Annotated in this window: 10 protein-coding genes and 1 pseudogene; 5 read left to right on the top strand and 6 right to left on the bottom strand. The window is 71.0% G+C overall.

Going from position 1 to position 11,700, the window contains the following annotated elements; all coding sequences use genetic code 11:
- Positions 1-15: 15 nt before the first annotated feature.
- The 3 genes from ACFV9M_RS12955 to ACFV9M_RS12945 form a co-directional block, all read right to left on the bottom strand.
- Positions 16-594: a TerD family protein gene (locus tag ACFV9M_RS12955; RefSeq protein WP_385064429.1), complete on the bottom strand. Its 579-nt coding sequence runs from the start codon at positions 592-594 to the stop codon at positions 16-18.
- Positions 595-746: 152 nt separating this feature from the next.
- A complete protein-coding gene (gene uvrB / locus ACFV9M_RS12950) occupies positions 747-2,894 on the bottom strand; it encodes an excinuclease ABC subunit UvrB (RefSeq protein WP_385064426.1) in 2,148 nt (715 codons plus the stop codon).
- Between the two features lie 40 nt (positions 2,895-2,934).
- Positions 2,935-3,801 carry an MHYT domain-containing protein gene (locus tag ACFV9M_RS12945; protein WP_385064423.1) on the bottom strand — a complete coding sequence of 289 codons (867 nt, stop codon included), beginning with the start codon at positions 3,799-3,801 and terminating at the stop codon, positions 2,935-2,937.
- A gap of 276 nt (positions 3,802-4,077) precedes the next feature.
- Between ACFV9M_RS12945 and ACFV9M_RS12940 the strand changes: the two genes are divergently transcribed.
- Together ACFV9M_RS12940 and ACFV9M_RS12935 are read left to right on the top strand one after the other, a co-directional pair.
- Positions 4,078-4,947 (top strand): glycerophosphodiester phosphodiesterase, encoded by an 870-nt coding sequence (locus ACFV9M_RS12940; protein WP_385064421.1) that lies wholly within the window; start codon positions 4,078-4,080, stop codon positions 4,945-4,947.
- A gap of 72 nt (positions 4,948-5,019) precedes the next feature.
- On the top strand, positions 5,020-5,574 hold the full coding sequence (locus ACFV9M_RS12935; RefSeq protein WP_385064418.1) for a methylated-DNA--[protein]-cysteine S-methyltransferase: 555 nt from the start codon (positions 5,020-5,022) through the stop codon (positions 5,572-5,574).
- Positions 5,575-5,799: 225 nt separating this feature from the next.
- Here the strand turns inward: ACFV9M_RS12935 and ACFV9M_RS12930 are convergent, their stop codons facing one another.
- Positions 5,800-6,228, bottom strand: coding sequence for a VOC family protein (locus ACFV9M_RS12930; protein ID WP_385064415.1), 429 nt, complete (start codon positions 6,226-6,228; stop codon positions 5,800-5,802).
- A 98-nt stretch (positions 6,229-6,326) separates the two neighbouring features.
- Between ACFV9M_RS12930 and ACFV9M_RS12925 the strand changes: the two genes are divergently transcribed.
- Both ACFV9M_RS12925 and ACFV9M_RS12920 read left to right on the top strand, forming a co-directional pair.
- Positions 6,327-7,235 carry a pseudouridine-5'-phosphate glycosidase gene (locus ACFV9M_RS12925; protein ID WP_385064412.1) on the top strand — a complete coding sequence of 303 codons (909 nt, stop codon included), beginning with the start codon at positions 6,327-6,329 and terminating at the stop codon, positions 7,233-7,235.
- Positions 7,220-8,167 (top strand): annotated as a pseudogene (locus ACFV9M_RS12920) (carbohydrate kinase family protein); the annotation flags it as partial. The gene ACFV9M_RS12925 and the pseudogene ACFV9M_RS12920, both read left to right, overlap by 16 nt.
- A 421-nt stretch (positions 8,168-8,588) precedes the next feature.
- On the opposite strand, the gene ACFV9M_RS12915 reads toward ACFV9M_RS12920, so the two are convergent.
- On the bottom strand, positions 8,589-9,383 hold the full coding sequence (locus ACFV9M_RS12915) for a methyltransferase (RefSeq protein WP_385064409.1): 795 nt from the start codon (positions 9,381-9,383) through the stop codon (positions 8,589-8,591).
- A gap of 294 nt (positions 9,384-9,677) precedes the next feature.
- On the opposite strand from ACFV9M_RS12915, the gene ACFV9M_RS12910 reads away from it, so the two are divergent.
- Entirely contained in the window at positions 9,678-10,805 is a 1,128-nt protein-coding gene (locus ACFV9M_RS12910) for a magnesium and cobalt transport protein CorA (protein ID WP_385064405.1), read from the top strand.
- 22 nt (positions 10,806-10,827) lie between these two features.
- Here the strand turns inward: ACFV9M_RS12910 and ACFV9M_RS12905 are convergent, their stop codons facing one another.
- Complete coding sequence (locus ACFV9M_RS12905; protein ID WP_385064402.1) at positions 10,828-11,469, bottom strand: uridine kinase; 642 nt, start codon at positions 11,467-11,469, stop codon at positions 10,828-10,830.
- Positions 11,470-11,700: the final 231 nt, after the last annotated feature.

The raw sequence follows: 11,700 nt of genomic DNA, 5'->3' as shown, positions 1-11,700 counted from the left end.
CGTCCTGGCCGGGTCCTACAGGACGGGCAGGATGGCGGGCATCAGGTCCTGGAAGGTGCGACCGTTGGCCGGGGTGCCGATGGCGGTCATGTTCCAGCCGCTGCCGACGCGGTGCACCTTGGCCATGACCTGGGCCGTGTAGGCGCCGCCACCTGCGAGCGTGTAGCGGGCCAGCTCCTGGCCGTTGGTCTCGTCGACCAGACGGCAGAACGCGTTCTGCACCTCCTGGAACGTCTGGCCCGTGAAGGAGTTGACGGTGAAGACGATCTGGTCGATGTGGACCGGGACGCGGGCCAGGTCGACGAGGATCGCCTCGTCGTCGCCACCCTGGCCGACGCCGCCGACGAGGTTGTCACCGGTGTGGCGGACGGAGCCGTCGTCGCTCACCAGGTGGCGGAAGAAGACGACGTCGACCGGCTGCTTGTCCGCGAACAGGACGGCGGAGGCGTCGAGGTCGACCTCCCGGGTGCGGGAGCCGAACAGGCCGCGCCGGGGGGCCGCCTGCCAGCCGAGACCCATGCGCACCGCGGTCAGGCTGCCCCCGTCGTTCTTCTGCAGACTGATGGCCTGACCCTTGGTCATGTTGACGGTCACGCGCTGATTCCCCTCTCGGACTGTCCCCTGTTGCCGCGGACCCGCGGTTGACGAAAACCCTACGCAAGGGCACTGACAGCGCCGTACCCGAGACCGCACTTTGTGTCGTTCTTGCAACACAGTGCGTACGGCGCCCGGGCGCGCGTGGTCCGTCAGGCCAGGCCGGCCTCCTTCATCTGGCGCAGTTCCTTCTTCATCTCGGAGACCTCGTCACGAAGCCGGGCGGCGACCTCGAACTGGAGGTCGGCCGCGGCAGCCCGCATGCGCTCCGTCATCTGCTCGATCTGTTCGGCGAGCTCGGCCGCGGGGCGGTCGGTCGGGACGCCCCGCGCGGCCGAACCCTTGGCGGACTTGGCGGACTTGGCTCCCTTGGCCGCCTTGTCGCCAAGGGCGGGCACGGGTGCCTTGGTACCGCGGCCGTCCTTCTGCGCCCGGTAGCCCGAGCCGAGCAGTTGCTCGGTGTCGACCTCCTCGCGGGCGATCTGGGACACGATGTCGTTGATCTTCTTGCGGAGGGGCTGCGGGTCGATGCCGTTCGCCTTGTTGTAGGCGATCTGCTTCTCCCGGCGGCGGTTGGTCTCCTCGATCGCCCGCTCCATGCCGGGGGTGATCTTGTCGGCGTACATGTGGACCTGGCCGGAGACGTTGCGCGCCGCGCGGCCGATGGTCTGGATCAGCGAGGTACCGGACCGCAGGAAGCCCTCCTTGTCGGCGTCGAGGATGGCCACCAGGGACACCTCGGGGAGGTCGAGGCCCTCCCGCAGGAGGTTGATGCCGACCAGGACGTCGAACTCGCCGGCGCGCAGCTCGCGCAGGAGCTCGATGCGGCGCAGCGTGTCGACATCGCTGTGGAGGTAGCGCACCTGGATGCCGAGCTCCAGGAAGTAGTCGGTGAGGTCCTCGGCCATCTTCTTGGTGAGGGTGGTGACCAGGACGCGCTCGTCCTTGCCGACACGTGTCCGGATCTCGTGCACCAGGTCGTCGATCTGGCCCTCGGTGGGCTTGACGACGACCTCGGGGTCGACCAGGCCGGTGGGGCGGATGATCTGCTCGACGACGCCGTCACCGCGCGACAGCTCGTACTTGCCGGGCGTCGCCGACAGGTAGACGGTCTGTCCGATGCGCTCCTGGAACTCTTCCCACTTCAGGGGGCGGTTGTCGAGGGCGGAGGGCAGGCGGAAGCCGTGGTCGACGAGGGTGCGCTTGCGGGAGGCGTCGCCTTCGTACATGGCGCCGATCTGCGGGACGGTGACGTGGGACTCGTCGATGACGAGCAGGAAGTCGTCCGGGAAGTAGTCGAGCAGGGTGTTCGGCGGGGAGCCGGGCGAGCGGCCGTCGAAGTGCATCGAGTAGTTCTCCACGCCGGAGCAGGAGCCGATCTGGCGGAGCATCTCGATGTCGTAGGTGGTACGCATGCGCAGCCGCTGGGCCTCCAGGAGCTTGCCCTGCTTCTCCAGCTCCGCCAGGCGCTCGCCCAGCTCCTTCTCGATGTCGTTGACGGCCCGCTCCAGGCGCTCGGGGCCGGCGACGTAGTGGGAGGCCGGGAAGACGTACAGCTGCTCGTCGTCGCTGATGATCTCGCCGGTGACCGGGTGGAGCGTGGACAGTGCCTCGATCTCGTCGCCGAACATCTCGATGCGGACGGCGAGCTCCTCGTAGACGGGGAAGATCTCGATCGTGTCGCCGCGCACCCGGAAGGTGCCGCGGGTGAAGGCCATGTCGTTGCGCGTGTACTGGATGTCCACGAAGCGGCGCAGCAGCTCGTCCCGGTCGATCTCCTCGCCGACCCTGAGGGGGACCATGCGGTCCACGTACTCCTGCGGCGTACCGAGGCCGTAGATGCAGGAGACCGAGGCGACCACGATGACGTCCCGCCGGGTGAGCAGCGAGTTGGTCGCGGAGTGGCGCAGGCGCTCGACCTCCTCGTTGATCGAGGAGTCCTTCTCGATGTAGGTGTCCGACTGCGGAACGTACGCCTCGGGCTGGTAGTAGTCGTAGTACGAGACGAAGTATTCGACGGCGTTGTTCGGCAGCAGCTCGCGGAACTCGTTCGCCAGCTGGGCGGCCAGCGTCTTGTTCGGCGCCATCACGAGCGTGGGGCGCTGAAGCTTCTCGATCATCCACGCGGTGGTGGCGGACTTGCCGGTGCCGGTCGCGCCCAGGAGGACGACGTCCTTCTCGCCGGCCTCGATGCGCTTGGCCAGCTCGGCGATGGCCGCCGGCTGGTCGCCGCTGGGCTGGTAGGGGCTGACGACCTCGAAGGGCGCCACCGTGCGTTCGATCTGGGAAACGGGCCGCATGCCATCCACCGTACGACCCCCCACTGACAACGGGGTCCGGTCAGCGGTTCTGCGGGGTCCGGGGCTCGTGGTGGGCGATCCCGCGGCGGGTGCGGAGAGGGGTCCGGCGGGCGGGGCGGGGGACCTGGGCGTGGGCGGGAACGCCGGGCTTGTGCTCGGCGGGAGTCCAGTCGGGCTTGCCCATGACCATCAGCGGGTCGAAGAGGACGACGGCTCCCGCGAGGCAGAGGAAGGAGAGGGGACCGATCAGCATCGGGGCGAGCAGGCCGGCGGGTGAGTCGCCCTGGGTCGGCGCGCCGGTGGCGTGCAGGTGGACGCTGACGGCGGCCATGCCCGTGTAGTGCATGCCGGAGACGGCCAGCCCCATGACGAGGCCGGCGCCGACGCTCCACAGGAGGCCCCTGACCTGGCCCGCGGCCCACAGGGCGGCGGTGGCGGCGGCCATGGCTATGGCGACGGAGGCGGCGACGGTGAGCGTGTCGTACTCCAGTTTGCCGTCGAGTTGCAGGCCGGCCATGCCCAGGTAGTGCATCGAGGCGATACCCAGGCCGGTGATCGTGCCCCCGGTGAACAGCGCGGTCCCGGTCGCGCCCCGGTAGCCGACGATGAAGATCCCCACGCCGACCATGACGATGGCCACGGCCAGGCTGGCGTAGGTGATCGGTTTGTCGTAGTGGATCGGGGCGTCCGCGACGGTGAAGCCCATCATCGCGATGAAGTGCATGGTCCAGATGCCGGAGCCGATCGCCGCGGAGGCCAGGGCGAGCCATCCGGGGCGCCAGGAGTGGGCGACGAGGAGGGCTCTGGTGGTGCACCGCAGTCCCAGTGCGCCACCGAGGCAGGCCATCACGTAGGCCACCAGCGGTGTGACGAGTCCGTAGTTGAATCCGTCGACCGTGCCGTGCATGCGCGGTTGCCCTTCCGCCCTGTTGCTGGATGTCCTTGAAACGCGCACCCCTCCCCGGACGGCGCGAGTGGCCGGGGGTGACGCAGAGAGTATGACTGCCACCGGAATGGTCGAACGATTTTCCGGCAAAGAAACACGCCCCTGCCCCACATGTGCGGCATAAGTGAGGGGCCCGGGCTTCTCCTGTCGTTCGCGTGGCCGTCGTGCGTTCCTCCGCCGTGGAGTGTCTGCTGCGAGAGTGATCTGTACGTGACCGCCCGAACGCGAGGAGTGCGCATGTACGCGCGCGTAGTTGCCGCCACGACGACCGCGCTGGTGGGCGCCGTCGTCCTGCTGCTGTCCGTCCACGACGCGCGGGGCGTCGGCGCCCGGCCGGAGGTGATCGCCCACCGGGGCGCGTCCGCCGCGGCTCCCGAGAACACCCTGGCCGCCGTCGACGCGGCGGCCGGCATGGGCGTCCGCTGGGTGGAGAACGACGTCCAGCGCACGAAGGACGGCGAACTCGTGGTGGTCCACGACGACAGCCTCCGCAGGACGACCGATGTCGAGGAGGTCTTCCCGGAGCGCGCCCCCTGGCAGGTGAAGGATTTCACCGCGGCCGAGATCGCGCGGCTCGACGCGGGCAGCTGGTTCGGTTCCGCGTACGCGGGCGCGCGCGTGCCGACGCTGACAGAGTTCGTCCGCCGTGTCGAGCGTCACCGTCAGAGCCTGCTGCTGGAGATCAAGAACCCTCAGCTGTATCCGGGGATCGAGCGGGACACTCTCAAGGTGCTGGGCAACGAGGGGTGGCTGGACCGGCGACACCTGGACGGCCGGCTGGTCGTCCAGAGCTTCAGTGCCGGGAGTCTGCAGGCCGTCCACGATCTGAAGCCGGCGGTCACCACCGGGCTGCTGGGCCGGCCCTCGGTCGCGGACCTGTCCGACCACGCGCGGTTCGCCGACCTGATCAACCCCTCGTACACGTCTCTCTCCCAGGACTACGTGTCCGCCGTGCACGCGGTCACGGGTCCGCACGGCAAGCCGCTGGGGGTCTTCGTGTGGACCGTCGACGACGCCTCCGTCGCCCGCGTCGTGGCCGGATACGGCGTCGACGGCATCATCACGAACCGGCCCGACGTGGTCCAACAGGCACTGCCGCACCCCTGACGTCCCCCGCCGCCCTCCGCTCCCGGTGCGACCGTCCGGGGCGTTGTCAGTGGCGGGCCGTACGGTGGGGGCATGAACAGCCATGGGCAGTACGAGCAGCAGGTCGTGTGGGCCGTCGTCGGTACCGACATCGGTCCGCTGCTGCTGGCCGCGACCCGCGAGGGCCTGGTCAACGTCGTGTTCCACGCCACCGAGGCGGTGCGTGACAAGGCGCTCGGCCGCCTCGCTGCCCGGCTGGGCACCGAGCCGGCCGAGGCGCCCGGTTCCCCCCTGCTCGCCGAGGTGATACGTCAGGTCGAGGACTACTTCGCGGGTTCCCGGCGCGCCTTCGAACTGCCCCTGGACTGGTCGCTGATCTCCGGCTTCAACCGGCAGGTCCTGCACGAACTCGCCTCCGGCGTCCCGTACGGGGCGGTCGTCGGCTACGGCGAGCTGGCGAAGCGGGTGGGCCAGCCGGGGGCCGCGCAGGCGGTGGGGATGGCGATGGGCGCCAACCCCCTGCCGGTGGTCGTGCCCTGCCATCGGGTCGTGGAGAGCGACGGCGGGATCGGCGGCTTCGGGGGCGGTCTGGAGGCGAAGCGGAAGCTGCTCGCCCTGGAAGGCGTACTGCCGGAGCCGCTCTTCTGAGCCGGGCGGAGCCTGCGGTCCGGCGGTCCCTGACGGCCGGGCGGCGCCCCTGACGGCCGGCGGCCCACGGCGGCTGGCGGTCGGCGGCCGGGCCGGTCATGCGAGTGGCAGGCGTGGTGTGCGCGGCAGGCCGGGCGCGGGTCGGTGGAGGTGGCGGGGCGGTGACTGTGGCGGGGCAGTGGAGGTCGCGGGGCAGTGGAGGTGGCGGGCGTGGCACCGGGGGTGTCAGTCGTAGTGCCGTGCCTCGATGACGTTGCCGTCCGGATCACGGAAGTAGAAGCTGCGGGTCGCGTCGCCTCGGGCGCCGAAGGAACCGTGCGAGATCTCCGACGACGGGACGGCGTGGTCGGCCAGGCGGGTGCCGAGCGCGTCGAAGGCCGCCCGGGAAAGGGCGAGGCAGATGTGGTTCACGGGGTGTCCGGCACTGTCCGCGGACCCGGGCAGCATGGTCATGCGTTCCGCCGCTGTCCGGGGCATGAGATCGAGAAGCGCCTCGTCGTTGACGCGGACGGACGGGAACGGCACCTCGCCCGCCGCGAACTCGGCGACGCGCACGGTTTCCAGCCCGACGGTCCTGTCGTAGAAGTCGGCTGACGCGAGCGGGTCGCGCACCCATAGGACGACGTGGTCGAGGCGTGTCGTGTTGTCCGTCATGCCTTCAGGCTCGTGTCGTTCCCCAGCGGGCGCAAGGGTTTGACCGGGTGCGCCGCCCGCCAGGAATGAGGGAAGACCGACGGACAGGAGGCGGGCACGTGGTGCTGGTGGTGTCGGAAGAGGTGCGGGAGGCGGTCGACGCGCGTCGACCCGTGGTGGCCCTGGAGTCCACGATCATCGCCCACGGGCTGCCCCGTCCGCGCAATCTGCAGGTGGCGCTGGAGCTGGAGGCGGTCGTACGCGCGGAGGGTGCCGTACCGGCGACGATCGCCGTACTGGACGGGCGGCCCCACGTCGGCCTGGACAAGGAACAGCTGGAACGGGTCGCCAACGAGGACGGGATCCGCAAGCTGGGCCACCGCGACCTGCCGCTCGCGGTCGCCCTGGGCGCGAGCGGGGCGACCACGGTGTCGGCTACCGCGCTGCTGGCGGCGTCGGCGGGTGTACGGGTGTTCGCCACGGGCGGGCTCGGCGGGGTGCACCGGGAGTGGACGACGACCCAGGACGAGTCGGCCGACCTTGGGTTGCTGGCGCGCACGCGGATCACCGTGGTGTGTGCCGGGGTGAAGTCGATCCTCGACGTTCCGGCGACCCTGCAACGGCTGGAGACGCTGGGCGTCGCCGTGGCCGGGTACGGCACGGACCGCTTCCCCGGCTTCTACCTCTCCGACTCGGGCCATCCCGTGGACTGGACGCTGCACAGTCCGCACCAAGTGGCGAATGTGATGCGTGCTCAGGACACGCTGATCGAACCGGAGTCGGCGCTGATTGTCGCCAATCCGGTCCCTGAGGAGCAGCAGTTGGATCCGGAGCTGCACGCGCGTGTGCTCGCCGCCGCGCTGCAAGCGTGCGAGGAGGAGGGCGTGACCGGTCAGGCCGTGACGCCGTTCCTGCTCGACTACCTGGTCCGGCACACCGACGGCGCGTCCCTGAGGGCCAATCTGGCAGCGGTGCGCGGCAACGTGCGGCTGGCGGGGCGGATCGCCGCTGCGTGGGCGGGGGCGTGAGCGAGGGTGCCCGCGCGGTGGGTCCGGGGGCGCGGAGAGGGGCGTTGCTGGTCGTCGGGGATGTCGTGACGGACGTCGTGGCGCGGCACCGGGGGCCGCTGGCGTCGGGGACGGACACCGCGGCGGTGATCCGGACGCTGCCGGGCGGGGCGGGGGCCAACGTGGCCTGCTGGGCCGCGCATTGGGGTTGTTCGGACGTACGACTGCTCGGGCGGGTGGGTGCGGACGCGGTGGACTGGCACGAACGGGAGCTGGTCGGCTGTGGGGTGCGGCCCCGGCTCGTCGTCGACCCCGAGGCGTCGACCGGGACGGTGATCTGCCTGGTCGACACGGGGGCCGCGGCCGAGCGGACGTTCCTCACCGACAGTGGCGCATCCCTGCGGCTCGGACCCGGCGACTGGTCGGACTCCCTGCTCGACGGGGTGGGCCGACTGCATCTATCGGGTTACCTGCTGTTCTCCGCGTCCGGGCGCGCGCTGGTGAAGACGGCGACGGCCTCGGCACGCGCGCGTGGGGTGCCGGTGAGCCTCGATCCGGCGTCGGCCGGGTTCCTGACGGAGCTGGGTGCGGAACGCTTCCTCGGGCTCGTCAAGGGGGTGGACGTGCTGCTGCCCAGTCGCGACGAGGCGTGTCTGCTCACCGGGTGGCCCGACGGAGCGGACGCGGCGGCCGAACTGAGCCGTCACGTTCCGCTGGTGGTGGCCAAGCAGGGGGCTGACGGCGCACTGGTCGCCCGCGACGGCGCCGTCACCGCCCGCGTCCCCGCCGTCCCCGCGACACCCCGGGACACCACGGGAGCCGGTGATGCCTTCACCGGCGCGTTTCTCGCCGCCCTGCTCGTGGGCGCCGAGCCCGGCGACGCGGCGGCCGAGGGATGCCGGGCGGGCGCGCGGGCGGTGGAGCGGGTGGGCGGCAGACCTCCTGCGCGCGGCGACGACCGCGAACCGGCCTCGGCGGCAGGCCCTCTGACACGCCTTCCGGCAGGTCCTTCGGCAGGCCCTCCGGCAGGTCTTCCAGCACATCTTCCAGGAGGCCCTCCGGCAGGTCTTCCGACAGGCCCTTCGGCAGGTCTTCCCCCGCCGGACGGGGCGGGCAGAGCGACGACGGCACGGGTGGCCACGGGTGATGGCACGATCGATGACGCGGTAGAGAGGGCGGACACCAGCCCCGCCGGATGAGACGTCGGCCCCCAGGCGTGGCCACACGGACTGACTCGTCGGCCATCGGCCCCGGCTACGCGCGGCTGCGATGTCGACGGTGAGGCCCGGCCACGCCTGTCGGCCACGCCGGCTGGCAGACCGGTGGGAGCGACGGGGTGTGCCGTCGTCCGACACGCGTGGCCGCGCCGGCCGCCTACCCCTTCCTCCCCCACGCCGAGATCATCGGCGCGGTCGCCAGATCCATGGCTCCGGCGGCGACGTTGGCCAGGTGTCGGTCGATCTCCTCGTCGGTCGCGAGGCGGGTGGCGACGAGGTCCGCGCGGATCTGACGGACCGTCGCGGATTCCAGGGCGGCGCAGGCGGGTGAGGTGACCGGGAAGTAGGCGTCGGCCTCGACCCGGCGCAGTCCGGCCTCGCGCAGCAGGCGTGGGAGTCTGCGGCCGTAGGAGAGGTCGGCGCCCCGGTCGGCCAGGAGCTTGCGGAAGCCGTTCCGCAGCCGGTTCGCCAGTTGTTGTTCGGGACCGTGTTCGTCGGGGCAGAGCAAGGGCTGCAGGGCGGGGTCCGCGTCCTCGACCAGGAGCCGTCCGCCGGGGCGCAGGGCCCTGACCATCGACCGCAGGGCCCGGTCCCGGTCCGGTACGTGAACCAGCACGAGCCGGGCGTGCACCAGGTCGAAGCCCTCCCCCGGCGGCTCGTCGACCGCCACGTCGTGGACGCGAACCTGCACCGGCTGGCGGGCGACCGGGGTCAGCCGCGAGATGTCGATGTCTGTCGCGACGATCTTGCCGGTCGGCCCGACCTTCTTCGCCAGCCAGGACACCACGGAGGTGCCGCCCGCGCCGACCTCCCAGCAGCGCCAGCCGGGCCCGACACCGAGGCCTTCGAGATGGCGGAACGTCGTGGGGTCGAAGAGGTCGGCAAAGGCGTCGAAGCGTTCGCCCGCCTCGGTCCGCCGGTTGTCGAGGAGGTACCCGTCGGTTCGCGTCATACGTCGATCATCCCAGTTGCCCGGCTTGTCCGAGGCGGTCGACGCGGCCGGTGCGCACGGGCCCGGGGACGGCCGGCCGAGGGCGTGAAGGGACGGCGGGGGGTGCGGAAAAGGGGGCGCGGCAGGGATGGCAACCCCTGTCGCGGGCAGACCCACGTCAGGTTGTCCACAGGCGGGAACAAAGCGGAACGCCCCCTTCCCACAGGCTTCCCCGTGGTCTGCTCGGGCCTGGCAGACTGGCCCGCCAGGGCGCAGGGAAACGCGCCACGGGGAGACGTACGCGAGGAGATCCAGATGACCATGGCGGGGAATCTTCGGAAGGTGACCGGACTGGGAACGGTCGGTGGCCTGCGGAAGATGGCACGGCTGGCTCGGCGGCGCACACGGGTCGACCTGAGCCATCCCGCCCGCTCCCCGCTGGGTTCCTCGGTGGTGAACTGCGTGTCGTACCAGGACGGAGCCCGGGCTCCGGTCGGCGGCGACCTCGTCGACACCGTGGAACGCGTCCGCAAGAGCGGCCACGGCTTCGTCTGGCTCGGTCTGCACGAGCCGACGAACGAGGAGTTCGCGGGCATCGCCGACCTGTTCGACCTCCATCCACTCGCGGCCGAGGACGCCGTCGAGGCCCACCAGCGTCCCAAGGTGGAGCGGTACGGCGAGACGCTGTTCGCGGTCTTCAAGACGGTCTGCTACGTCGAACACGAGCAGCTCACGGCGACCAGCGAGGTGGTCGACACCGGCGAGATCATGGTGTTCGTCGGCCGGGACTTCGTCATCTCGGTGCGGCACGGACGGCACGGTTCGCTCGGACCGCTGCGTGAGGAACTGGAGGCCGACCCCGCCCAGCTCGCCAAGGGGCCCTCCTCGGTGCTGCACGCGATCGCCGACCATGTCGTCGACGACTACCTCAGCGTCATCGACGCCGTGCAGGAGGACATCGACCAGGTGGAGATGGAGGTCTTCGCCCAGCAGGGCGCGCGGGTGGACCCGGGGCGCATCTACCAGCTCAAGCGCGAGCTCCTGGAGCTGAAGCGGGCGGTGGTGCCGCTCGGCCGGCCACTGCTGGACCTCGCCGACCGGCCGGTGCGGGTGGTCGACCCGGAGATACAGGCCTACTTCCGGGACGTCTCCGACCACCTGATGCGTGCCACGGAGCAGATCGCCGCGTTCGACGAACTCCTCAACTCGATCCTCCAGGCGCACCTCGCGCAGGTCACGGTCGCCCAGAACGAGGACATGCGGAAGATCACCGCGTGGGCGGCGATCGTCGCCGTGCCGACGATGGTCTGCGGGGTGTACGGCATGAACTTCGACCACATGCCGGAGCTCCACTGGCGATACGGCTACGGCATGGTCATCGCCGTGATATCCCTCGCCTGCCTGGCCCTGTACCGGGGCTTCCGGCGCAACGGCTGGCTCTGAGGCCCCGGCTCGCCTGCTCCGCTCACCCGTTCCACGCCGGATGCCGGGGATCGTCGGCGCGGACGAGGATGTCGGCCGTGGCCGCGGGATCGGTCTCCTGGGCGTAGCGCTCGAAAGCGGGCAGCGTCCAGTGCTCACCCTCCGGAGTGCGGCGGCGCAGCGCGGCCGGGGAGAGGAGGACATGGACGGTCAGGTCGAACGGAAACCAGTGGCGCAGCAGGAGGGGGCCATGCAGCAACATGACTCCACTGGGAGGGAGTTGGACGTAGGAACTGCGGGTGGCGCGATCGGTGACGGGATCGCGGAGGTCGGGCAGGATCCGGCCGTCGCCCCCCGGATCGAGAGGGCCGAACACCTCACGCCACAGGGCACCGGTGTCGAACCAGCCGTCGAGGTAGGCCTCCACGTCGTGGCGTCCGTGTTCCAGACGGAGGGAAGCGGGCCGCAGGAATCCGTGGGTGTCGACGACACGGGAGGAGCGGCCGCGTACGCGCAGCGCCTCGGCGACGCGTTCGGCGAGGTCACCGGGGCGGGCTGCCGGGGCGCCGTCGAAGGCGACCCGCGGCCAGGGACTGCCGTCGGCCGGGGTCAGGTCGCGCAGCCGCTCGGCGAGGGTATCGCCGAGCCGTTCCCAGGTGATCGCTTCGAATCGCACACGGCCCATGATGCGCCAGACACCGGCCAGGCCGCGTCGCGCTCGGGGGCACCGCAGACCACACACGGATGCGGGCAGTGGAAGGGAGAAGGAAGGGGAGGGCGCGGTGGCGCGTAGCGCGTTGCGCGTGGCACAGGAGGAACGGGACAGGGGAACGGGAGGAGTGGGACAGGCGGGTGCCGGGAGGAGCGGGACAGGCGGGTGCCGGAGACGTGGGACAGGCGGGTGCCGGGAGGTCTG

The organism is Streptomyces sp. NPDC059895 (assembly GCF_042731035.1).
In the GTDB taxonomy this organism is placed as follows: domain Bacteria; phylum Actinomycetota; class Actinomycetes; order Streptomycetales; family Streptomycetaceae; genus Streptomyces.
Note: the sequence above shows the minus strand (reverse complement) of the source record. Positions and strands in the feature narration are given on the sequence as shown.

Coding starts and splice junctions, on each gene's coding strand:
- uvrB (WP_385064426.1), bottom strand. CDS start 2,894: ATGCGGCCCGTTTCCCAGATCGAACGCACGGTGGCGCCCTTCGAGGTC.
- ACFV9M_RS12945 (WP_385064423.1), bottom strand. CDS start 3,801: ATGCACGGCACGGTCGACGGATTCAACTACGGACTCGTCACACCGCTG.
- ACFV9M_RS12940 (WP_385064421.1), top strand. CDS start 4,078: ATGTACGCGCGCGTAGTTGCCGCCACGACGACCGCGCTGGTGGGCGCC.
- ACFV9M_RS12935 (WP_385064418.1), top strand. CDS start 5,020: ATGAACAGCCATGGGCAGTACGAGCAGCAGGTCGTGTGGGCCGTCGTC.
- ACFV9M_RS12930 (WP_385064415.1), bottom strand. CDS start 6,228: ATGACGGACAACACGACACGCCTCGACCACGTCGTCCTATGGGTGCGC.
- ACFV9M_RS12915 (WP_385064409.1), bottom strand. CDS start 9,383: ATGACGCGAACCGACGGGTACCTCCTCGACAACCGGCGGACCGAGGCG.
- ACFV9M_RS12910 (WP_385064405.1), top strand. CDS start 9,678: ATGACCATGGCGGGGAATCTTCGGAAGGTGACCGGACTGGGAACGGTC.
- ACFV9M_RS12905 (WP_385064402.1), bottom strand. CDS start 11,469: ATGGGCCGTGTGCGATTCGAAGCGATCACCTGGGAACGGCTCGGCGAT.